Source organism: Streptomyces sp. T39 (assembly GCF_008042045.1).
Classification (GTDB): Bacteria; Actinomycetota; Actinomycetes; order Streptomycetales; family Streptomycetaceae; genus Streptomyces.
On sequence record NZ_RDBP01000050.1, the window covers coordinates 139,369 to 161,591 of the forward strand.

Here is a 22,223-nt window from a genome sequence, read left to right on the forward strand (position 1 = left end):
CCCTGACCGCCCGACCGGTGCGGGGCCGCCCCGCACGAGGTGCCGCGCCCGCCGCGGCGTCCGCCCGCGTGACCGCCCCGGAGACCGGCAGCGCTCACGCGGGTGGCGTCCGCGCGTCGCCGGCGCGGACGGGCAGCGCCCTGCCGGGCGGCGGCATGGCCGGCGGGCCGAGAGCCCGGCGCTCGCGGCTCAGGGGCGTGGGCCGGCGCCGTGGAGAAGGGTGTCGACGATGCGGGCCGCAAGGGCGTCCGGGTCGGCTTCATCCGGGTCGGCGTCGTCGGTGCCGCCGTGCAGGCATGCGCCGAGGAGCGCGTAGTAGACCCGGCGCACCCAGTCGAGGTCGGCCGCTTCATCGATGAGCTTGTCCGCCTGGGCCCGTCGCAGCACGTCGGTGCAGCGGCGGGCGATGTCCGCGTGGAGGACGGCGGCCTCGCTGTCCGGATCGGCCGGCAGTTCGAGGGCGAACGCCCAGGCGCTCTTCACCTGGAGCACGTTGGCCGTGATCCGGTGCATCGCCACCAGGGGCGGCGCGGTGGCCGGCCTGCCGTCGTCCACCGCTTGGGCGAGCTGCCGTGCCGCCGAGACGGCGAGCGCCTCGATCAGCGCCTGCCGGCTGGCGAACCGCCGGTGGATCGTCGTGCGGGCCACTCCGGCGGCCGCGGCGATCTGTTCCATGGAGGCTCCGGGCTCCTCGGCGAGCACACGCTCGGCCGCCTCCAGGATCGCCCGCACGCTGCGCTCCGCGTCCGCTCGCAGGGATCGTGCCGCCGTCTCACTCATCATGCCTCCCAGCAGACCGGTTGCCCGGGCAAACAATACACCGGTGCAGCACTGCGCAGGTTATCTGCAACAGACCTGTTGCGACTGACGGCATTACTGATACTTTCTGCTTTCAGTTGACGCCCAGTCATGGAGGAAACCCATGAACAGCACTGCCCTTGTCACCGGCGCGTCGTCCGGCCTCGGCGCGGAGTTCGCCGCGCAGCTGGCCGCCCGAGGACATGACGTGATCCTGCTGGCGCGCTCCGCATCCCGGCTGGCCGCCCTGGCCGAGCGCCTGACCGCCGAGCACGGGATCCGCGCCCATGTGGTGGTCCAGGACCTGGCCGAACCGGACGCGGGCCGTCGCGTCGCCGGAGAACTCGCCGACCGCTCCCTGACCGTCGACCTGCTGGTCAACAACGCCGGCTTCGGCACCTGCGGCCGCTTCGAGGAGATAGCCGGGGCCCGCGACCACGACCAGCTGATGGTCAACGTCGTCGCACTCGTGGACCTCACCCACGAGCTGCTGCCCGGCATGCTGGAGCGGGGCGGCGGCTCGGTCGTCAACGTCGCCTCCAACGCCGCCTTCCAGCCGTCTCCGTACTTCGCCGTCTACGGGGCCGCCAAGGCCTTCGTGCTGAACTTCGGACTCGCGCTGCGCGAGGAGTACCGGGGGCGCGGCATCCGCGTGCTCACCCTGTGCCCCGGCCCGGTCGAGACGGCCTTCTTCGACACCATCGGCACCCGCCGGGCGGCCGTCACCGGCTCCATGACCACCCCGGAGCCCGTCGTACGCGCCGCGCTGCGCGCTCTCGAGCGCGACCGCGGCTATGTCGCCCCGGGCCTCGGCAACGCCCTGACGGCCCATCTGGCACCCCGCCGCCCCCGGACCCTGGTCGCCGCCATCGCGGAACGCATCACCCGCAAGGTGCTGGCCGCCCCGGCCGCCGCCGCCCCGAAGCCGGAGAAGCGCGCCGCATGAGCCCCCCCTCCGCGCCCGTCGCCGGGGCCCCGCTGGTGGCGGCCGGCCTGCGGCAGCCCGCGGGGACGTGACACCGCATCACGGCGGCGCCGGGGCGCGCGAGTCCCACCAGGGCGTGCTGCGACCAGCCGGGGGCCCCGCCCGGACACCCGGGGGCGACATCCGGCCGATCCGCCGTCCGCGACGGCGCCGGGCGCCCATCCGCCCTATCGTGTAGGCGACCTGACGAACACTCATGAACGCACGGCCGCGTGACGCGGACGAGCTTGCGCGGTAACCCTCGCGCGACTTAGGTTAGGCTTACTTAACCTAGCGAGGGGGAGCTCATGCCTGCCCGGGATGCTCAGGTCGTGGGCTCGGTGGCGTTGGTTACCGGCGCGGCCAGTGGAATAGGCGCGGCCGTCGTCGACGGACTGGTCCGTACGGGCGCGACCGTCGCCGCCGTCGACATCTCCGCCGAGGGGCTCACGGAACTCGCGCAGCGTTCGCGGGGGCGCGTCGTCCCCTTCGTCGCGGACGTCTCCGACGCCGCCGCGGTCGCCGGCGTGGTCGACCGCGTCGAGCGGGACATGGGTCCGGTCGACATCGGCGTCAGCGCGGCCGGGATCCTGCGGCCGGGATCCCTCACCGACACCACGGACGCGGACTGGGCGGCCACCTTCGCCGTCAACACCGACGGTGTCTTCTTCGTCCTGCGCGCCCTCGCCCGCCGCATGGTGCCCCGGGGGCGCGGCTGTCTGGTGACCGTCGCCTCCAACGCGGCGGGGGTCCCCCGTACCAACATGGGCGCGTACGCGGCCTCCAAGGCCGCCACCACCATGCTGACCCGCTGCCTGGGGCTGGAGGTCGCCGCCCACGGCGTCCGGTGCAACGTGGTCTCCCCCGGCTCGACCGACACGCCGATGCAGCGTCAGCTGTGGACGGGCGAGGACGACCGCGCCCGGGTGATCGCGGGAACCCCCGAGGAGTTCCGGGTGGGTGTGCCGCTCGGCCGCATCGCCGACCCGGAGGACATCGCCGACGCCGTGCTGTTCCTGGTCTCCGACCGGGCCCGGCACATCACGATGCAGAACCTGTTCGTCGACGGCGGCGCAACCCTGCGCGCCTGAGAGAGGAATCGCTGACGTGACCATATCCGCTGTGGAGCGCCCGCGGCCCGTGCACCGGGCCGCCGACCTGCTGGCCGCCTATCTGCCCGGCTCCTTCTACTTCTCCTCACCACGTGGCACTCTCCTGGCCGACGGCGTCCACTCCCGGGTCCTCCCGGCGGACGGGTCCCATGCCCGGGGTGCCGCCGCGGCCCTCGCCGCCGCGGCCGCGGCCGGAGTCCCGGAACCGGTCGTCGCCGGGGCCGTCGGATTCCGTCCCGGGGCGGAATCCGGACTGGTGGTTCCCTCCGTCGTCCGGCGTGCCGGGGCCCCCGGTGCCGTGCGCGCTCCGGACGCGGAGGCGGGAGCGGCCTGGTCCCTCAGACCGAAGCCCGAACCCGACGGCTACACCGACGCGGTGCGCCGCGCGCTGGAGCTCATCGACCGCGGCGAGCTGCGCAAGGTCGTGCTGGCCCGGTGCCTGGAGGCGACCGCCGACGCGCCGGTGTGGGTTCCCGCGCTGCTGGCCCGCCTGGTGCGCGCCGACCCCGCCGCGTACGCCTTCGCCGCCGACGTGACCGCGGCGGGCGACCCGGCCCCGCGCACCCTGGTCGGTGCCAGCCCCGAACTGCTGGTCTCACGGCGCGGGACGACCGTGGTGGCCAACCCGCTGGCCGGCTCCGCGCCCCGGACGGGCGACGAGGCGCTCGACCGTGAACGGATCGCCCGCCTGCGGGAGTCCGCGAAGGATCTGGGCGAGCACGCCCACACCGCCGGGCAGGTGGCCGAGGTGCTGGGCCGCTTCTGCGTCGACCTCGAGGTGCCGGACGGCCCCGAGGTGATCGGGACGCCCACCATGTGGCACCTGTCCACCCGAATCACCGGCCGGCTCGCGGACCCCGCCGAACCCGCGTGCTCGGCGCTCGGACTCGCCGAGGCCCTCCACCCGACGCCCGCCGTCTGCGGCGTTCCCGCCGGCGCCGCGGCCGAGGCCATCGCGCGCCTGGAGCCGGAGGACCGCGGCTACTACGCCGGCATGGTCGGCTGGACCGGCCTCGACGGCGACGGCGAGTGGGCGGTGACGATCCGCAGCGCCGAGGTCTGCGATCGCACCGTGCGGCTGTTCGCCGGCGCGGGCGTCGTCGCCGGCTCCGACCCGCGGGCCGAACTGGCGGAGACCGCCGCCAAGTTCCGCACGCTGCTGCGTGCCGTCGGTCTGGAGGAGCCCGTATGACCGCCGGTCACGTGCCCTGGCCGCCCGAGGCCGCCGCGCGCTACCGTGCGGCCGGCCACTGGCGGGGACAGACCTTCGGCGCCCTGCTGACGTCGCTCGCCGCGGCGTACCCGGACCGGACCGCCGTCGTCGGCGGGGACACCCGGTGGACCTTCGCCGAACTCGACGACCGGGCCCACCGGATCGCGTCGGGCCTCGTCGCGGCGGGCTTCGCCCCGGGGGAACGCGCCGTCCTCCAGCTGCCGAACATCCCCGAGTTCCTGCCCGTGGTGTTCGGCCTGTGGCGCGCCGGGGTGCTGCCCGTCTTCGCCCTGCCGGCGCACCGCGGCAGCGAACTGCGGCACATCGCCGGGCAGAGCGAGGCGGCCGCGATCATCACGGTCGGCGAGCACGAGCGCCACGACCACGCGGCGACCGCCCGCGAGGTCGCCGCGGACACCGGCTCCGTGCGCCGGGTGCTCGTGGTCGGATCCGGGGAGTTCGACGGGCTGGCCGCGACCGCGCCGCGGGAACTGCCCGACCCGGACCCGGCGGGAGTGGCGTTCCTGCAGTTGTCCGGCGGCAGCACCGGCCTGCCGAAGCTGATCCCCCGCACCCATGACGACTACCTGTACAGCGTCCGGGAGAGCGCCAGGATCTGCGCCCTGCGCCCGGACAGCGTGTACATGGCCACGCTGCCCGTGGCCCACAACTTCCCGCTCAGCTCGCCCGGGGTGCTCGGCGCGCTGCACGCGGGCGCGGCGACCGTCATGGCCCCGCGGCCCGACGCCGACACCGCGTTCCGGCTGATCGAGGCCGAGGGGGTGACGATCACCGGTGTGGTGCCGCCGCTCGCCGCCGCCTGGGTCCAGGCCGCGAGCCGCACCGAGCGCGATCTGTCCTCGCTGGAGGTCCTGCTCGTCGGCGGCGCCAAGTGCGGCCGGGAGCTGGCCGAACGGATCGGTCCGGCGCTGGGCTGCCGTCTGCAGCAGGTGTTCGGCATGGCCGAGGGCCTGGTCTGCTACACGCGGCTGGACGACCCCGAGGACATCGTGCTGGAGACCCAGGGCCGCCCGATCTCCCTCGACGACGAGGTCCGCGTGGTCGACCCGGAGACCGGCGCCGACGTGGCCGACGGGGAGGCCGGTGCGCTGCTGACCCGGGGGCCCTACACGATCCGGGGGTACTACCGGGCCGAGGAGCACAACGCCACCGCGTTCACCGAGGACGGCTTCTACCGGACGGGCGACCTGGTGCGCCGCATGCCCGGCGGTCAGCTCGAGGTCGTCGGACGGGCCAAGGAGCAGATCAACCGGGGCGGGGAGAAGGTCGCGGCCGAGGAGGTCGAGAACCACCTGATGGCCCATCCGGGCGTGCTCGACGCCGCCGTCGTCGCCGTGCCGGACCCGTACCTGGGCGAACGGACCTGCGCCTACGTGGTGCCCGTAGCGGGTGCCGGACCGACCGGCCCGGAGCTGCGGGCCTTCGTGCGGCAGCGCGGCGTGGCCGCCTTCAAGGTGCCGGACCTGGTGCAGGTCGTCGAGGCGTTCCCGGTGACCGGTGTCGGCAAGACCAGCAAGCGAGAGCTGAGGGTGGCCCTGGCCGCCCTCGCGCGAGAGGAGTGATGAGAGTGTCCCTGCCCGAAATCCGGCCGTACGCCCTCCCCGGGGCCGGTGAACTGCCCGCCGGCCGGGTGCGGTGGCGGCCGGACCCGGCCCGCGCGGCGGTGCTCGTCCACGACATGCAGCGGTACTTCCTGGCGCCGTACGCCGGGTCGCCCGTGCCCGAGGTGACGGCGAACATCGCGGGGCTGCTCCGGCTCGCCAGGCAGCAGGGCGTCCCGGTGTTCTACACCGCGCAGCCCGGCAGGCAGGACCCGGCGGACCGGGGGCTGCTCACCGAGTTCTGGGGCGACGGGATCGGCAGGGTGATCGACGCGGACCCGCGGGCCGCCGACGTCGTCGACGACCTCGCCCCGGAGGCGGACGACACCGTGCTCGTGAAGTGGCGCTACAGCGCGTTCCAGCGCAGCACGTTCGCCGAACAGCTCGACGGGCTCGGGCGCGACCAGCTGCTGATCACCGGCGTGTACGCGCACATCGGCGTGCAGGCGACCGCCGTCGAGGCGTTCATGCGCGATGTGCAGCCCTTTCTGGTGGCCGACGCGGTCGCCGACTTCTCGCGCGAACGCCACGACCAGGCGTGCGAGTACGTCGCCCAGCGGTGCGGCGTCGTGACCACCACCGCCGACGCGCTGACCGCTCTGTCCGCACCGATCCCCGCAGGAGTCCGCCGATGACCGCCCCGCTCACCTCCGAACGCGTCCGTGCCGACGTCGCCGAGCTGCTCGGCTGCGACCCCGCGGCGATCGCGCCCGACGACAACCTTCTCGACCTCGGGCTGGACTCGATGCGCATCATGACGCTGGTGGAACGGTGGCGTGCGGACGGGGCTCCGGCGCTGGAGTTCCCCGATCTGGCCGAACAGCCGGAGCTGGGCCGCTGGACGGAACTCGTGACGGGTTCGGCCGCGTGACGCGCCTCGACCACCGGCACCGGCATCTGGAGCGGATCGCGGAGGTCCGCGCCGGGCGGGTGCCGGAGAAGGTGGGCTACCCGATCCGTGTCCGGGAGACGGAGGTCGTGCGGACCGCCTGGATCGGTGACGGCCTGCTCCGCGTCACCCTGGGCGGGCCCGGCACCGAGGGCTTCGAGGCGCACGCGCCGGACGAGCACGTGAAGCTCGTCTTCCGGGAGCCGGACGGTTCCCTGCGGCTGCCCGAGCCCAACGGGACGATGCTGAAGTGGCCGCGTCCGGCGCCCACGTCGCGGGAGTACACCGTCCGCCGCTACGACCCGGTCGCCGGGGAGATCGACATCGACGTCGCCGCGCACGAGAGCGGCCTGGCGTCGGACTGGGCGCGCGGGGCGCTGCCGGGTTCCGTCGTGCATGTCGCGGGCCCGCCCGGGGGCCTGATCGTGCCGCACGCGTACGACCGCTATCTGCTGGCCGGTGACATCACGGCCCTGCCGGCGATCGCGCGGTGGCTGGAGGAGCTTCCCCGGGACGCCCGCGGCTGGGTGTTCGCCGAAGTGGCGGGCCCCGGCGAGGAGATCGCGCTGTCGGCGCCGGACGGCTTCGAGGTGCGGTGGCTGCACCGCGGCGACCGGCCGGCGGGCACCGGTGACGAGCTGGCGCGGGCCGTGACGGGGGTGGAGATCCCGGAAGGTGAGCGGGTGTACGTGTGGGCCGCGGGAGAGGCGGGGCAGATCAAGCCGCTGCGCCGCTGGGTGCGGGACGATCTCGGCCTGGACCGGGCCGACCACGACATCACGGGTTACTGGAAGCGCGGCGTCGCCGACTTCGACGAGGACCACTGACCGCCGGCCCCGCGCCTGTCCGACGGGACGACACCTGCCGTCGGTCGCACGGTGGTTGGCGCCCGGACCGGCCGGATGCCGGGGCGTATCAACAGGTGGAACACGGCTCCCGATGGCCGAGAATCTACTAAGGTAAGCCTTACCTATCTACGAGGAGTTGTGCATGTCCATACGCAGACCGTCGGTTCTCGTCGGAGCCCTGGCCCTGGCCGTGGCGCTGACCGGATGTGGTGCGTCGTCCGATGGGGACAAGGGGGAGACGGGCTCGGACTCCGCCAAGTCCGGTGGCGGGACCAGGGTGTTCGAGGCCGACAACGGCAAGATCACCATTCCCTCCGCCCCGAAGCGCGTGGTGGCCACCGGCTACGCCGTCCCCGTGCTGATCGAGGCCGACGCACCGCTGGTGGGCATCTCCTCGTGGAAGCGCGGCGAGCCGCTGATGAGCGAGGAGGACCTCGCCACGTACAAGAAGCTCACCAAGGTCGCCGGTGAGCTCGCCACCGAGACCAACTACGAGGCCATCGCGGCGGCCGAGCCCGACCTCATCGTCATCGGTGTGCCCGCACCGGTCCTCGCCGACGTCGACGTCAAGCGGCTGGAGACCATCGCCCCCGTCGTCGCGATCGGCCCGACCGTGCCGTCCGCCTGGCGCGACCTCTCCCGCAAGCAGGCCGACGCCGCCGGTGCGCTCGGCGAGTTCGACACCCGCAAGGCGGCGTACGAGGCGAGGGCGTCCGAGCTGGCCGCAACCTACAAGGACGTGCTGCCCCAGCTGAAGGCAGGCCACGTCGGCGCGTACGGCGAGGTCGCCAAGGGCAACTTCCACCGCGAGTTCAGCGGTTCCTGGGGCACCAACATCGTGGAGGACATCGGCGCCGTCTACTACGGCAAGGTCAAGGAGCCCGGACCCGGCTCCAAGTCCGTGAGCGAGTACCCGTCCATCGAGGAGCTCCCGGACTCCCTCGGCGAGGCCGACGTCATCACGTACTCCGTACAGGCCGACGGCTCCGTCCCCGAAGCGGTGAAGTACGTCCTGGACTCGAAGCTCTGGGCCAACCTGCCGGCCGTGAAGGCGAAGAAGACCTTCCCGATCCGGTACACCGAGGCCGCCTCCTACGGCCAGGCCATGAAGACGCTGGACGCGATCGACGAGGCGCTCGCGCCGCTGCTGGACCAGTGAGCGCCGCAGGTCACGCGCCCGAGGTGACCGAAGCAGGGCGGTCCGCCCCCAGGGCCGCCCTCCTCGTCGGCGGGCTGGTCCTGCTCGGGGCCGTCGCCGTGCTCAGCATCGGCGTCGGCGCCCGCTCCGTCCCTCCCGGCGAGGTCGTCCGGGCACTGGTGGACTTCCAGGGCACGGACGACCAGGTGATCGTCCGCGACGTCCGGGCGCCCCGCGCGCTGCTGGCCGTCGCGGTCGGCGCGGCGCTCGCCGTGGCGGGCGCGCTGATCCAGACGCTCGCCCGCAACCCGCTGGCCGAACCGGGCATCCTCGGCGTCACCGCGGGTGCCGGGTTCGCGATCACCGTCGGGTCCGCGCTCGGCGTGGTCTCCGGCCAGGCCGGGCAGCTCGCCTTCGCAGTCGCCGGATCGGTGGCCGCAGCGCTCCTGGTCGCCGCCGTCGGACGGCGTTCGCCGCTGCGGCTCGTGCTCACCGGTGTCGCCCTGACCGCGGTGCTCAGCGGTGTCACCCTGGGTCTGCGGCTGATGCTCCCCGACACCTTCGACCTGTACCGGTTCTGGTCCGTCGGCTCGCTCGCCGCCCGTGAACAGGCGCCCCTCGCCCTGCCCCTGACCGCGATCGTGTGCTCGCTGGCCGGGGCGCTCGTGCTCAGCCGCACCCTCGACGTCCTGACGCTCGGCGAGACCGTCGCCCACACCCTCGGCGCCGGGGTCAACCGGGCAAGCGCCGCCGTGCTGGTGCTCATCACCGTGCTCTGCGCCGCGGCCACGGCGATCGCCGGCCCGATTCTCTTCGTAGGACTGATCGTGCCCCACCTCGTCCGCAGGGCCGCCGGAGGGTCGGTGCCCTGGCTGGTCCTCTACAGCACGGTGCTCGGCCCGGTGCTGCTGCTGATCGCCGACGTCGGGTCGCGCGTCCTGCTCCCCACCGGTGAGGTACCGGTCGCCGTCGTCACCGCCTTCCTCGGCGGACCGATGCTGATCTGGGCCGTCCGGCGCTACGGGACGGGGTCGCTGTGACCGCGTACGCCCTGCGGCCCGAACGCCGCACCCTGGTGCTCGCCGCCCTGATGACCGTCCTGCTGCTCGGACTCGGCCTGCTCGGACTCTGCTACGGCGCGACCTGGGCGACGCCCGGCGAGGTGCTCGCCGTGCTGAGCGGCGCCGAGCAGTCCGTGGTGATCCTCGACTGGCGGCTGCCGCGCGTGCTCGCGGCACTCGTCTTCGGCGCCGCGCTCGGCGTCGCCGGCGCGATCTTCCAGAACATCACCCGCAACCCGATGGGCAGCCCGGACGTCATCGGACTCGACGCGGGCGCCTACACCGGTGCCCTGGTCGCCCTCACCGTGCTCTCGGGCACCTCCGCCCAGCTGGCGGCCGGCTCGGTGATCGGCGGACTGGCCGTCGCCGCCGCGATCTACTTCCTCGCGTTCGACCGGGGGTTCTCCGGGATGCGGCTGGTCGTCATCGGCATCGGCATCAACGCCATGGTGACCGCGTTCAACTCCTGGATCGTGCTGCGGGCCGAACTGGAGGTGGCGATCGCCGCCGTCGGCTGGAGCGCCGGCTCCCTCAACGGCGTCGGATGGGACGACCTGACGATCCCCTTCGTGATCATCGGCGCGCTCCTGCTGCTGATGACCCTGAGCGCACACGCCATGCACCAGGCGGCGCTCGGTGACGCGGTCGCCGTGACCACCGGCGTCGGACTCGACCGCCTGCGCCTGCTGATGGTGTTCGTCGGCGTCGGCTGCACCGCCACCGTGACCGCCGTCGCCGGTCCCGTCGTGTTCATCGCGCTCGCCGCCCCGCAGATCGGCCGCCGGCTGGCGGGCGCGGCCGGCGTCCCCCTGCTGCCGGCCGCGCTCACCGGGGCCGTGCTGCTCCTCGGCGCCGACCTGCTCGCCCAGATGCTGCTCGCGCCCGTCGCGCTGCCCGTCGGCGTGGTGAGCACCGCGATCGGCGGCTGCTACCTGATCTGGCTGCTGACCAAGGAAGTGAGGCGAGCGTGACCGCACGCCTGAGAGCGCGGGACATCTCCCTGCGCTACGGAGACCGGGTGGTGTCCACCGCGCTGAGCGTCGACGTCCCGGACGGCGCCTTCACCGCCGTCGTGGGCCCCAACGGCTGCGGCAAGTCCACCCTGTTGCGCGCGTTCGTCCGGCTGCTCGCCCCCGCCTCCGGCAGCGTCGAACTCGACGGCCGCGAGGTCGGCGGCTACCCGAACAAGGAACTCGCCCGTCAGCTGGGTTTTCTTCCCCAGGATCCGCAGGCGCCCGACGACATCAGGGTCCGTCAGCTCGTCGGCCGGGGACGCTTCCCGCACCAGGGCCTGTTCGCCCTGTGGTCGCCCGCCGACGAGAAGGCGGTCACCGGGGCGATGGAGGCCGCGGGCGTCACCGGCCTCGCCGACCGCCATGTCCAGGAGCTCTCCGGCGGCCAGCGCCAGCGCGTGTGGATCGCCATGGTCCTGGCCCAGCAGACGCCCTACCTGCTGCTCGACGAGCCCACCTCGTTCCTGGACATCACCCACCAGTACCAACTGCTCGGCCTGCTGACCCGGTTGCGCGACGAAGGCCGCACCGTCATCGCCGTCCTCCACGACATCAACCAGGCGTGCCGCTTCGCCGACCACCTGGTCGTCATGAAGGACGGACGCGTCGTCGCCGAGGGCCCGCCGGCGGACACCGTCGACGCCGCGCTGATCAAGGACGTGTTCGACCTGCCGAGCGTCGTCGTCCCCGACCCGGTCACGGGCACGCCGATGGTCGTCCCCACACTGCAAGGAGAGTGAGTTGGCCACCGCAAGCGGGTCCTCGCACGGACTGCTCCCCCTCACCGGCGCCCAGACGGGCATCTGGAACGCACAGCGCCTCGAACCGGACTCGCCGTACTACGTGGTCGGCGACGTCGTGGAGATATCCGGCGACGAGCCGGTCGACGCCGAGGCGCTGGCCGAGGCGGTCCGGGCGACCACCGAGGAGGCGGAGACCCTGCGGCTGCGGGTCCACGACACCCCGGACGGGCCGCGCCAGACGGTGTGCGCCGACCCCGTCCCCCGGCCGCGGGTGGTCGATCTGAGCCGCGAGAGCGACCCGGTGGCCGCCGCCCACGCCCTGGTGGCCGCCGAGCGCGCCAGAACCGGCGAGGAATGCCGGGGGATGGTCGACCGGCCGCTCTGCTCGCGCACGGTGGTACGCCTGTCCGACCGCGAGGTCTGGTACACCCAGCTCGGCCACCACCTGGTCTTCGACGGCTACACCGCCGCGATGCTCGCGCGCCGCACGGCCGCCCGCTACACGGCCCTCGTCCGCGGCACCGAGCCCCCGGCACCGTCGTTCGGCGCCTTCGCCGACCTCGTCGCCGCCGACCTCGCCTACCGGGACAGCGAGCGCTTCGCCGAGGACCGCGCGTACTGGGTCGAACGGTTCACCCCGCTGCCCGACCTCGGCGAGACGGGCACCGCCGCCGGTCCGCCCGAGCGGACCGTGACGGCCCGTGCCGTCGTCACCGCCGAGGAGACCGCCCGGCTGCGCGCCTTCGCCGACCGCGAGGGCGTCAGCTGGGGCGAGGCGCTGATCGCCGTCTACGCCGCGTTCCTGCACCGTGCCCTGGGCCGCACGGACGTGGTGTTCGCCCTGCCGCTGATGTGCCGCTCCGGCTCGGCCGAACTGCGCACCCCCTCCATGGCCGTCAACGTGCTCCCGCTGCGGGTGACCGTCGGGTCCGGCGACGGTCTGGGCGACCTGAGCCGCCGCGTCGCGGCCGCCATGCGCGAGATGCGCGCGCACCAGCGCTACCGGGGCGAGGACCTGCCCCGGGACCTCGGCGTGCCGGGTGCCGGCGCGCTGCTGCACGGGCGGGGCATCAACCTCAAGGCCTTCGACCTCGCCATCGACTTCGCCGGCGCCACCGGCATCCTGCGCAACGTGGCGGGCGGCCCGCCCGAGGACATGGGGCTCAGCGTCCTGCCGACCCGCGACGGCGGACTGCTCCTCGGCTTCGAGGTCGACGCCCGTGCCGGCGGCCAGTCCGCCGTCGACGCGAAGCTCGCCGGTCTGCGCGCCCTGCTCACCGGCCTCGTCGACGGGCTTCCGGTCGGCCGGGTCGCCCTCGCCGACGACGTGGACGCGATCCTCGGCGCGTGGTCCCCGCCGGCCCTGCCCGGCGAGCCGGCCCCTGTGCCCGCCGCCCTCGACGCCCTGGCCGCGGCCCACCCCGGGCGCACCGTGCTGGTGTGCGGCGGCGTGCGGCTGACCGCCGCGGAACTCGCCGGACGGGTGCACGGGCTGGCCCGCGCCCTGCGCGCCCGCGGCATCGGCTGCGACGACGTCGTGGCCCTGGCGCTGCCCCGCTCCGCCGACGCGGTCGTGGCCCTGCTCGCCGTCATGGACGCGGGCGCCGCGTTCCTGCCGCTGGACGCCGCGTACCCGGCGCAACGGCTGCGCGAACTGGTCTCGGACACCCGGCCGGTCCTGGTCCTCACCGACGGCGCGGGCGACGCCCCCGTCGGCGGACTGCCCTGGACGGCCCTGCTCGCCGAGGCCGAAGGTCTCTCCCGGGCGCCGCTGACCGAGGCCGAACTCGCCGCCCCCCGGCACCCCGACCACCTGGCCTACGTCATCCACACCTCCGGATCGACCGGCCGCCCCAAGGGCGTGCTCGGCCGCGTGGGCGGCCTCGCGGCGCTCGTGCACCACCAGCGCAACACCGCCGTCGCCTGCGCCGAGTCCACCCGCGAACGGCCGCTCCGTGCCGCCCACACCTACTCGTTCGCCTTCGACTCCGCCTTCGAGCACCTGGTGTGGCTGCTCTGCGGTCACGAACTGCACGTCTACGACGCCGGGACCACCCGTGACGCCGACGCCCTGCTCGCCGTGTTCCGGCGCGACGGCATCGACATCGTGGACACCACCCCCTCCATGGCCGTCCCGCTGCTGGACGGCGGACTCCTGGACCTCGACCCCGCGCTGCTCGTCCTCGGCGGTGAGGCCACCGGGCCCGCGCTGTGGCGGCGCGTCGCCGCGTCGGGTGTCACGGCGCGCAACATGTACGGACCCACCGAGGCCAGCGTCACCAGTACCGCCGGCCTCGTCGCCGGCGACGAGCCGACCATCGGCGTGCCGCTCGCCGGAACCCGCGTCTACGTGCTCGACGCCGCGCTGCAGCCCGTGCCCCACGGGACCCCCGGCGAGTTGTACCTCGCGGGCCCGCACCTGGCGCGCGGCTACCTGGGCATGCCGGGGGCGACCGCCGAGCGGTTCGTCGCCGACCCGTTCGGCGCCCCGGGCGAGCGGATGTACCGCACCGGCGACCGCGCGAGCTGGACACCGGGGAAGGGGCTGACCTACCTGGGCCGCGGCGACGGCCAGGTCAAGGTCCGCGGCCACCGCGTGGAGACCGGCGAGGTGGAGGCGGCGCTCGCCGCCCTGGACGGGCGTGACGGGGCTGGTGGCCGAGGGCGTTCAGGTCGCGCTGCTGGAGGGTACGGTCGCTGCCGCTGTGCCCGGCCTGCGAAGCGGGCGCCCCGCACGCCCCGAAGGTCGGACAACCCGGTGGCCACCATCGTGATGCTCGTTCTCGGCGGACTGGCCGTAGCAATCGCGATCGTGCGGGAGGTGAGGAAAGGAAGACGGCGCTAGGGTCGCCGTGCTTGGCCTCCCCCGACTGCCCGCACCGCCTCAGCCGTGACTCCGGCACCCCGCCTGGGACGCCGTCGGCGGCCCCACCGCCGATGATGTTCGAGGCCGGCCCGAGGATCTACGGCAACAGCACCACTGCTGCCGCACCGGCGGTGCCGTCGAGGACCTCACCGACGGGCAGATCGTGGACGCGATCAAGCTGATGGCCCGCGCCGAGGGCATCTTCACAGAGACTGCGGGCTGTCCGACCTTCGGGGCGTGCGGGGCGCCCGCTTCGCAGGCCGGGCACAGCGGCAGCGACCGTACCCTCCAGCAGCGCGACCTGAACGCCCTCGGCCACCAGCCCCGTCACGCAGGCGACGCCGTCCGCCCACCGCTCGACCCACCAGCGGCGGTGCGTGACGGCGCCCTGCACGAGGGGGCCGGCATCCGCATCCGCTACGGCGGCAAGGACTACGGCACCCGTTGGCGTTGTCGCCGTGCCCCGCCGCGGAGGCAGCGGCGTCGGGTCGGTCCCGTCCAGCCCGCCCGAGGCGGGCGGCTACTGCTGGTGAAGCCCTCGGCCGGCAAGCGTGAGGAAGGCTTCTCCCACCGCCTCCGAGAGCGTCGGGTGGGGATGGACGTAGCGGGCCACGTCGGACGGCTCGGCGTCCCACCCCACGATCAGTTGGCTCTCCGCGATCATCTCCGACACGTGCGGCCCGACCATGTGCACCCCCAGCACCCGTCCGCCCCGCTCCGCGACAACTTTCACCGTGCCGCCCTGCCCGTGCACCATCCCCTTGGCCACCGCGGTCAGCGGCATCGTGTTCACCACCACGTCGTATGCCGCCTCGCGCGCCTGCGCCTCAGTCAACCCCACAGCGGCGGTCTGCGGCGCCGAGTAGGTGACCCGCGGCACCGTCGCGTAATCCACCGGCGCGCTCGCCACCCCGGCCAGTGTCTCGGCGACGAGCAGCCCCTCCGCGAAGGACGCGTGGGCCAGCCCCGGCGAGGGCGCCGGCAGGAGGTCGCCGACCACGTGGACGCCAGGGACGGCGGTCTCCAACCGGGACCAGTCGGCCGGCGCCACGAACCCCCGCTCGTCGGTGGCCAGCCCGGCAGCCGCGAGGTCGAGCCCGTCGGTGACCGGGACCCGGCCGACCGCCACGAGCAGGCGCTCCGCCGTCAGCTCGCGCAGTTCCCCGCGCGCTGTTCGCACGGTTGCGCGGACGACCCCGCCCGCCACCGCCGCGCCCTCCAGCCGGGCGCCCGTCTGCACGTCGATTCCGCGCTTCTTCAGGCCGCGCGCCAGGTGCCGGGACACGTCCGCGTCCTCCAGCGGCACCAGCCCGTCCGCCGCCTCGACCAAGGTGACCTCGGCCCCCATGGAACGGTGGAAGGAGGCGTACTCCACGCCGATGGCTCCGCCGCCCAGCACGATCACCGAAGCCGGCAGACCAGGCGCGAACAGCGCGTCGTCGCTGGTGACCACCGTCTGCCCGGCTGACTCCAGCCCGGGCAGTGTGCGCGGCCGGGACCCGGTGGCCAGCACGAGCCCCCGGGTGGCGGTGTACTCCCGTCCATCCTCGGCCCGGATGGACCGCGGGCCGGTCAACCGGGCGCCGCTGCGCAGCACCCGCACCCCGGCGTGCTCCAAGTGGCTCTCCACACCCCGGTGATTGCGGCCGACGATGTCGTCCCGGGTCGCGCTGAGCACCGCCCAGTCCACCGACTCCACGCTCGCCCGCACACCCCAACGCCCGCGCGCCTCGGCTATGCCGTCGACGAGTTCAGCCGCGTGCAACATGGCCTTGCTGGGGATGCAGCCGCGGTGCAGGCAGGTCCCGCCGACCTTGTCACGCTCGGCGAGCAGCACGGTCAGTCCGAGGGCTGAGGCGCGCAGCGCGGTGCTGTAGCCGCCGGTGCCGCCGCCGACCACGATCACGTCCACGGTGCCGTCGCCGAAGCTGTTGCTGTCGTTGCTCATGTACCAAGCCTGTACCGGCTGTTCCTCGCAGTCCAAGGCAAAGATGTTCTGGACTCCATGCAGGCTCCTTATGCTTGCCGATCATGAGCTTGCGTCAGATGGAGTACTTCCTCGCCGTCGTGGAGGAATCCTCCTTCACCCGGGCCGCCGACGCCCTGCACGTCACCCAGCCCGCCCTCTCCCACCAGGTCAAGGCATTGGAGACAGCCGTGGGCGGCGCGCTGCTGGAGCGCATGCCGCGGGGGGTCCGGCTCACCGCCATGGGCCGCGCCTACCTGCCGCACGCGCAGCTCGCCGTCCGCAGCGCCCGCCAAGCGGAGCGGGCCGCCCGGGCGGCGGCCGGGGTAACCGGCGGCGAACTGCACATCGCCACCGTGCACGCCATCGCAGTCGGCATGCTCCCGGGCATCACCGCCCGCTGGCGGTCCCTGCACCCCGAGGTCTCCCTGGTGCTGCGCGAGTACGGTTCCACAGAAGCCCTGGAGGAGCAGCTGGAGCGCGGGGCCGCCGACCTCGCCGTAGGCCCCGAACCCAAGGACTGGAAGGGCCCCCTGGTGCGGGTGGGCCGTGAGGAGTTGGTCATCGTCGTCCCGTTCGACGACCCCCTCGCCGGGCGCGGGACCGTCCGCCTCACCGAGCTCGCCGACCGCGACTGGATCCGCTGCGCGATGGAACCGCTGGTGGACGGGCAGCCCGTCCTGGACTGGGCCTGCGGGGCGGTGGGATTCACCCCGCGCACGGTGCTGCGTACAGAACACACCTCCACGGCCGTGCGAATGGCGGCCGTAGGGGTGGGCACCGTCATGGCCCCCGCCCACATGGTCCGGGGCGCCGTCGGAGAAGACTGTCTTCTGCTCTCGGTCGACCCGCCGTGGCACCGCCCCCTGGCGGTGTTCTCCCGTGTCCCGCTGACCGGTGCGGGGGCCGTCTTCACCGAACTGACCGCCAACAGCCAGGCTGTCGTCGACTCCGGCACGTCAGACCGGGGGCAGTAACCTCCCGTGGAACCGGCGAGCGTCGTCCCTCGCGGGGGCCCCGGTCCCGGCGGGGGACGGGAAGGTACCGGCTGCTTGTCGACGGCCCGTCGGTGGTGCGGATGGTGCTGTTCCGGGACCGGAGCCTGCTCGACGCCCTCGGCGCCGCCGTGCTGAGCACCCGGACATATGCAGCGGCCCGTGTGCTGGGCGGCAGTCGGTCTCACATGGCGACCCACAGGGAACGGGCTTTCGGTTCGGGGTGGGTGGGCATGCTTCGGCGCGGCCCGGGAGAGAGCTGCCGGTGGAAGCCGCCCGCCAGTAGCTCGACGTCGTACGTGCGGGGCATGTGCACGGCCGTCTCGTCGGGCAGTGGGCTCGTCTGGCAGTGGGCAGGCCTCACGGCCTCACGGCGTGCTGGGACTTGCTGATGCGCCGGGTCCTGAGCAGAACGGTCGGGGACGGCGTCCTCACCGCGGCGGTCGAACGCGAGCGCCGGCACCCCCCAGCCGGCCCGCAGACGTGGTGGTCCTACTGTTTATCGGCCCTGTATCCGCAGGTGCGCGAGAGGATCGCCCACCGCACGGACCCCGACCCCGTCGAGCGCGGCGCCCTCGCCACCAACCCGACCCCGACCCGAAGGTGCGGCTCGCCCTGTCCGTGCACCAACGCTGCAGCGCCTGCCACGGAGAGGGCTGCGTGCCCAAGTGAGGCCACCGGGCGGGAACGGTCAGGGCTGGGCCAGCTTCTGGAAGAGCGTGTCGATCTCTGCCGGGTCGGCGACCAGCGGGAGGGTGTCGAAGTACAGTTCCCACTCACCGCCAGGGCCGAAGCGTTCCACGATCCCGAACGGGATGTTCTCACCCTTCGGTCCGGAGACCGTGCCGTGCCACTCCACGTAGGTCGTGGTCCTGCCGAAGGCGGCTTGGCCGGCCTTGAACCGGACGTCCGCGGTGCCGAAGAACCGCTGGAGGTAGGCCCGCTTGCCGGCGTCCGTCGTGAGCGGCGCGCGCAGACCCGGCCCCGACAGTCGTGCGTTGCCCGTCCGGGCGAGCAGGGCGTCGGTGTTCTCCCCGTTCCATGCCGCCAGCCGATGCGGGATCTCCACAGCCCTCAAGTGCGCAGGCGCCGGGCCCCGGGACGGCGTCCGGCCGGAATCTGCGATCCCGTCGAACAGGCTCGCGGGCACCAACTCGGGCACCGTGTCCTTGAACAGGGCGTAGCGGTCGTAGTAGCGGCGGGCCTGGAGGGTCTTGCCGTCGTCCCCGAGGACATTGCGGGCGATCTGCGGGTAGGCCACCTTGTGGCCCTTCAGCGTGGCCTCGTTCCACTGGCCGAACATCATTACACCGCCGTCGGCCACCACGTCCGTGCCCCGGTAGCGCAGGTCGGGTACCAGCCTCAGGGATCCGGTGATGGAGGTGCCGATCACGGTGTGGCCGCGCTGCGGGGCGCTGCCCGCCTCCCAGAGAGTGGCTTCCTCGTCGAAGATCTCGAGATAGGCCTTCACCCGGGGGTGGCTCAGGTCCCCGACGGCCGGCGGGGTGGCCGTCGGCAGCTCGCCGAAGGCGATCTGCCGACGCATGAAGGCGCAGGCGTTCGGGGTGATCCTGCCCTCCAGTCGTTCGACCTTGGCGCGCACCTCCGGGCAGTCGCCCTCGGCGGTGGTCTCCTTGCCCGCCGGCAGCGCCGCCGCTGAGGTCACCACCCCCGCGACGACCGCCAGCACCGCGACTCCCACCACACCACGCCGACCCGTGAACATCCTGTACCTCGTCTCGTTCCCGCCCGATGCGGCCCGCTGCCGCCCGTGGGAACCAAACTGCCTGTCCGCCGGAGCAGGGTCGATTACGCCGGGGGTAATGGCCCAGGTCACAGGAGGATGGGAGTCTTTTCCGCACGCTTTGGAAGAGTGCCGAAATCGAACCGGCATCGCTCTCTGAACCGCTGAGGCGAACCTTGCGTCATCTCGGAGGAGTACCGAAAGGAACCCGCGCGGTGGGCGCAGGCGGTCGACAGCATCACGGCGTCCCGTCCTGCACGTCGCCCGAGCGTTCTCGACATGCATCGGGCGGGGAGTGGGGGAAGGTGGTCCTGGCAGCGTGGCGGCGCGGTACGCAACTGATGCGCCGGCGACGCCCCGCCGGCAGACGGCATATCAGGTGAAGAAGTTCCCTGTGCGAAAGCAGGGTGTGGAGGGGTTGACGACATGACTGAGCACTCTGGACATCCCGGCCACGACCGGAACATGCGGAGAGAGCCCGCGCATGCCCAGGCCAGTGAGCTCCTGGCCGCCGACGACGACCGTGACCGCGTCGCCGAGAAGGTGCGGATGGCCGTCGCCGCCGGCCGTCTGGAGGTGGACGCTCTCGACGCCCGGCTGACCGAGGTCTACCAGGCCAGGACGCACGGAGAGCTCGACGTGGCCGGGCGCGGTCTGCCGGACATCGGCCCCCGGGACGCCCTCGTGGTGGACCGTGCGCCCACTTCGCGCTTCGCCCTAGGCATGTTCGGCGGGTTCCAACGCCGGGGCGAGTGGGTGGTTCCGCCGCGCTTCACCGCCTGGTCGATGTGGGGCGGCGGCCAACTCGACCTCAGCGAGGCGCGGTACGCCGAGCAGGAGACGGTCATCCGGGCCGTCGCGCTGTTCGGCGGCACCGAGATCGTCCTCCCCGACGACATCGAGGTCGAGGTCAGAGGTTTCGGACTCTTTGGTGTGTTCGGAAAGCGCGGGGCGCGGAAGCACACCAAGCCGGGCACCCCACGCGTGCTCATCAAGGGCCTCGCGATGTTCGGTGGCGTTGTCACCAGGACCAGACGGATGGACCGCTCCATCGAGAAGCAGTCGCGACCGGTGTGAGACCCCATGTACGGTCTCGTCTCGTCGTCGGCCAGGTCCGGCCACGGCACCCGGCCGGGACGGTCGAAGAGCCCGGCAGTGGACGAGGCCGGATCCGACGGGGACGGAACGGGGGACCACCCGGTGCCCGGCGGGCCTGCCACGCACCTTGCTCCGGCCGTCCGACTGCCCCGGCAGGCACCCCCCGCCACGCGCTCGTGCTCAGCCTGCCACGGACTCGATCAGGGAGAAGGGAGCCGCCTCCAGCAGCGGGGTCACCGACACGACGGTCAGCCCCGCGCGGTGGCACACTTCTTCGAAGTCCTTGCGAGTGCGCTCTCTCCCGCCCAGGTTCACCAGCATGTTGAGGTCGCTGAGATAAGTGATCCCGTCGTCCGAGGCGTGAGCAGCGGCACCCGGAGAGACGACCTCAGGAAGCACTGGCTCCACGACCAGCACGCGCCCGCCGGGCGGCAGCACCTCGCGGCAGTGGCCGAGGATCGTGACCGCCTGATCGTCCGACCAGTCGTGCAGGACGCTCTTGATCAGGTACAGGTCCGAGCCGCCGGGAACGGAACGGAAAAAGTCGCCCGCAGCCAGGGAACAACGGTCCGCCACCCCGTGCCGGTCCAGCGTCCCCGGTGCCTGGGCAAGGCCGTCCTCGGTGTCGTGGAGGACACCGGTGAGCGACGGGTGCGCGGCGAGTACGCGGGCCAGGACGCTTCCGTCGCCGCCGCCGACGTCGGTGACCGAGGTGAAGCGGCCGAAGTCATAGGCGTGCGGCAGCACGGAGGCCGTCTCCTCGGATGCCTGGCTCATCGCCGCGTTGAAGTCGGCGGAGAGCCCGGGGTGTCGGCCGAGATGGCTGAAGAAGTCGGTGCCGAAGACGGCGTCGAAGGCGATCTCCCCGGTCCGGACGCTGGTGTCGAGCCCGTCCCACGCCCGCACGATCGCCGGGTCGGTGAACATCCGGACGAAGGAGACGAGCGAGTCGGGGCGGCCGGAATCGAGAAGGGCGCCGGCGGCAGTCACCGAGAACGCGCCGGGTTCGTGCTCCTCCAGAAGGCCCAGACCGGCGAGGGCCCGCAGCAGTCTCGTCATGGGCTGGTTCTCGGCTCCCGCCTCGGCGGCCACCTCAACGGCCGGCCGCCGGCCGCTGCCGATCAGGTCGAAGACACCGAGTCGCACGGCGGTGCGCAGGGTCTGCGAGGCCATGCTGCCGAACGCGAGCCGGACGATCAGACCTCGGTCGGACATGGCTTCTCGGGCGGCGGCTGTGTCCATGGTGCTCACGGATGGTTTCCTTCCTCGTCGGACGGGGGCTGTGGTGTCCGGGGCGGGTCAGAGGCCGGCCAGGGCAGCCGGCGTGCATCCGGCGAAGGCGAGGACGTCGCGGTGGAGGTGGGACTGGTCGGCGAATCCGTGCGCCAGGGCGACGTCCGCGGCGTTTCCGCCGGCGCGCAGCGCCCGGGCGGCACGGTCGAAGCGGACGAGCATGGCGGCGCGCTTGGGCGTGAGGCCGATCTGGGCACTGAACCGCGACCACAGTCGCTTGCGGCTCCACCCGCAGGACGCGGCGAGGTCGTCGACCCGTACCCGGCCTCCGCGCGCCATGATCGTGTCCCATACACCGGCGACCTCCGGTGTCATCGACGCCCCCCGAGCGGCCCGGCGGGCGAGGAACTCGCCGACCAGCAGGAAGCGTTCCTGCCATGCGGTGGCGGCGGCCACCCGTTCCCGGAGCTGCCGTTCCTGCCGCCCCCACAGGTCCTCCAGGCCGACGACCGACCCCCGCAGTTCGTGCGGCGACACACCGAGCAGCGTGTAGGCGGCAACGGGAGACAGGCACATCTCGACGCACTCGACGTTCCTGCCGCGGACCCGCGCGGGACCGGGTGACAACGAAGCGACCAGACTCGGATTCGGTTTCGGGCCCGTCGAGGGCCGCTCCCCGATGCCCGCTTCGACCGTGAACGGGTCGTCCCCGAGACCGATGACGACGACCACGGCGGGCTGGGGCAGCACCCGCAGGTCCAGGGACCGGCCGGCGCGATCCCGGAATCCGGCCATCCGGACACCGCTGACGGCAGTCGCGCTCCCGGGCCGCGTCACTTCCCACCTGCTGCCGGCTCCCTCGCCGCCATCGGGACCGTGTGCCACGGCCACGGCTCCTGCATCCACTGCGTCGCTCTGCA

The 22,223-nt window shown here is 73.2% G+C and carries 20 protein-coding genes; 14 read left to right on the forward strand and 6 right to left on the reverse strand.

Annotated elements, in window-relative coordinates:
* Nucleotides 1–189: 189 nt before the first annotated feature.
* Nucleotides 190–783, reverse strand: a complete 594-nt coding sequence (locus EAO77_RS30955; RefSeq protein WP_147991644.1) for a TetR/AcrR family transcriptional regulator — start codon at nucleotides 781–783, stop codon at nucleotides 190–192.
* Nucleotides 784–922: 139 nt separating this feature from the next.
* Between EAO77_RS30955 and EAO77_RS30960 the strand changes: the two genes are divergently transcribed.
* The 12 genes from EAO77_RS30960 to EAO77_RS31015 all read left to right on the forward strand — a co-directional run bounded on the left by EAO77_RS30960 (nucleotide 923) and on the right by EAO77_RS31015 (nucleotide 14,246).
* Entirely contained in the window at nucleotides 923–1,744 is an 822-nt protein-coding gene (locus tag EAO77_RS30960) for an SDR family NAD(P)-dependent oxidoreductase (RefSeq protein WP_147991645.1), read from the forward strand.
* A 326-nt stretch (nucleotides 1,745–2,070) separates the two neighbouring features.
* Nucleotides 2,071–2,853, forward strand: a complete 783-nt coding sequence (locus EAO77_RS30965; protein WP_147991646.1) for a 2,3-dihydro-2,3-dihydroxybenzoate dehydrogenase — start codon at nucleotides 2,071–2,073, stop codon at nucleotides 2,851–2,853.
* Between the two features lie 16 nt (nucleotides 2,854–2,869).
* The gene (locus EAO77_RS30970) at nucleotides 2,870–4,066 is read left to right on the forward strand and encodes an isochorismate synthase (protein WP_147991647.1); all 1,197 of its coding nucleotides are present in this window, start codon (nucleotides 2,870–2,872) and stop codon (nucleotides 4,064–4,066) included.
* Entirely contained in the window at nucleotides 4,063–5,670 is a 1,608-nt protein-coding gene (locus EAO77_RS30975) for a (2,3-dihydroxybenzoyl)adenylate synthase (RefSeq protein WP_147991648.1), read from the forward strand. Before EAO77_RS30970 ends, EAO77_RS30975 begins: the two co-directional genes overlap by 4 nt.
* Nucleotides 5,671–5,675: 5 nt before the next feature.
* Nucleotides 5,676–6,344, forward strand: a complete 669-nt coding sequence (locus EAO77_RS30980; protein ID WP_187283491.1) for an isochorismatase family protein — start codon at nucleotides 5,676–5,678, stop codon at nucleotides 6,342–6,344.
* The gene (locus tag EAO77_RS30985; protein ID WP_147991650.1) at nucleotides 6,341–6,580 is read left to right on the forward strand and encodes a phosphopantetheine-binding protein; all 240 of its coding nucleotides are present in this window, start codon (nucleotides 6,341–6,343) and stop codon (nucleotides 6,578–6,580) included. The genes EAO77_RS30980 and EAO77_RS30985 overlap by 4 nt, the downstream gene beginning before the upstream one ends.
* The gene (locus EAO77_RS30990; RefSeq protein WP_147991651.1) at nucleotides 6,577–7,425 is read left to right on the forward strand and encodes a siderophore-interacting protein; all 849 of its coding nucleotides are present in this window, start codon (nucleotides 6,577–6,579) and stop codon (nucleotides 7,423–7,425) included. The genes EAO77_RS30985 and EAO77_RS30990 overlap by 4 nt, the downstream gene beginning before the upstream one ends.
* Before the next feature lie 163 nt (nucleotides 7,426–7,588).
* Nucleotides 7,589–8,605, forward strand: a complete 1,017-nt coding sequence (locus EAO77_RS30995) for an ABC transporter substrate-binding protein (RefSeq protein WP_147991652.1) — start codon at nucleotides 7,589–7,591, stop codon at nucleotides 8,603–8,605.
* A complete protein-coding gene (locus EAO77_RS31000) occupies nucleotides 8,602–9,624 on the forward strand; it encodes a FecCD family ABC transporter permease (protein WP_147991653.1) in 1,023 nt (340 codons plus the stop codon). Before EAO77_RS30995 ends, EAO77_RS31000 begins: the two co-directional genes overlap by 4 nt.
* Before the next feature lie 50 nt (nucleotides 9,625–9,674).
* The gene (locus EAO77_RS31005; RefSeq protein ID WP_147991710.1) at nucleotides 9,675–10,616 is read left to right on the forward strand and encodes a FecCD family ABC transporter permease; all 942 of its coding nucleotides are present in this window, start codon (nucleotides 9,675–9,677) and stop codon (nucleotides 10,614–10,616) included.
* A complete protein-coding gene (locus tag EAO77_RS31010) occupies nucleotides 10,613–11,398 on the forward strand; it encodes an ABC transporter ATP-binding protein (protein ID WP_147991654.1) in 786 nt (261 codons plus the stop codon). The genes EAO77_RS31005 and EAO77_RS31010 overlap by 4 nt, the downstream gene beginning before the upstream one ends.
* 1 nt (nucleotide 11,399) lies before the next feature.
* Nucleotides 11,400–14,246, forward strand: coding sequence for an amino acid adenylation domain-containing protein (locus EAO77_RS31015; protein ID WP_261994214.1), 2,847 nt, complete (start codon nucleotides 11,400–11,402; stop codon nucleotides 14,244–14,246).
* Nucleotides 14,247–14,364: 118 nt separating this feature from the next.
* On the opposite strand, the gene EAO77_RS31020 is transcribed toward EAO77_RS31015, so the two are convergent.
* Both EAO77_RS31020 and lpdA read right to left on the reverse strand, forming a co-directional pair.
* Nucleotides 14,365–14,661, reverse strand: a complete 297-nt coding sequence (locus EAO77_RS31020) for a hypothetical protein (protein WP_147991655.1) — start codon at nucleotides 14,659–14,661, stop codon at nucleotides 14,365–14,367.
* 126 nt (nucleotides 14,662–14,787) lie between these two features.
* Entirely contained in the window at nucleotides 14,788–16,215 is a 1,428-nt protein-coding gene (gene lpdA, locus EAO77_RS31025) for a dihydrolipoyl dehydrogenase (protein ID WP_147991656.1), read from the reverse strand.
* Nucleotides 16,216–16,298: 83 nt separating this feature from the next.
* On the opposite strand from lpdA, the gene EAO77_RS31030 reads away from it, so the two are divergent.
* On the forward strand, nucleotides 16,299–17,210 hold the full coding sequence (locus EAO77_RS31030) for a LysR family transcriptional regulator (protein WP_147991657.1): 912 nt from the start codon (nucleotides 16,299–16,301) through the stop codon (nucleotides 17,208–17,210).
* Nucleotides 17,211–17,919: 709 nt separating this feature from the next.
* On the opposite strand, the gene EAO77_RS31035 is transcribed toward EAO77_RS31030, so the two are convergent.
* Nucleotides 17,920–18,954, reverse strand: a complete 1,035-nt coding sequence (locus EAO77_RS31035) for a hypothetical protein (RefSeq protein WP_147991658.1) — start codon at nucleotides 18,952–18,954, stop codon at nucleotides 17,920–17,922.
* Nucleotides 18,955–19,398: 444 nt separating this feature from the next.
* On the opposite strand from EAO77_RS31035, the gene EAO77_RS31040 reads away from it, so the two are divergent.
* A complete protein-coding gene (locus EAO77_RS31040) occupies nucleotides 19,399–20,049 on the forward strand; it encodes a DUF1707 domain-containing protein (RefSeq protein WP_222723714.1) in 651 nt (216 codons plus the stop codon).
* A gap of 201 nt (nucleotides 20,050–20,250) precedes the next feature.
* Here the strand turns inward: EAO77_RS31040 and EAO77_RS31045 are convergent, their stop codons facing one another.
* Both EAO77_RS31045 and EAO77_RS31050 read right to left on the reverse strand, forming a co-directional pair.
* Entirely contained in the window at nucleotides 20,251–21,321 is a 1,071-nt protein-coding gene (locus EAO77_RS31045; protein WP_410088739.1) for a methyltransferase, read from the reverse strand.
* A gap of 48 nt (nucleotides 21,322–21,369) precedes the next feature.
* Nucleotides 21,370–22,098, reverse strand: a complete 729-nt coding sequence (locus EAO77_RS31050) for a helix-turn-helix domain-containing protein (RefSeq protein WP_410088740.1) — start codon at nucleotides 22,096–22,098, stop codon at nucleotides 21,370–21,372.
* Nucleotides 22,099–22,223: the final 125 nt, after the last annotated feature.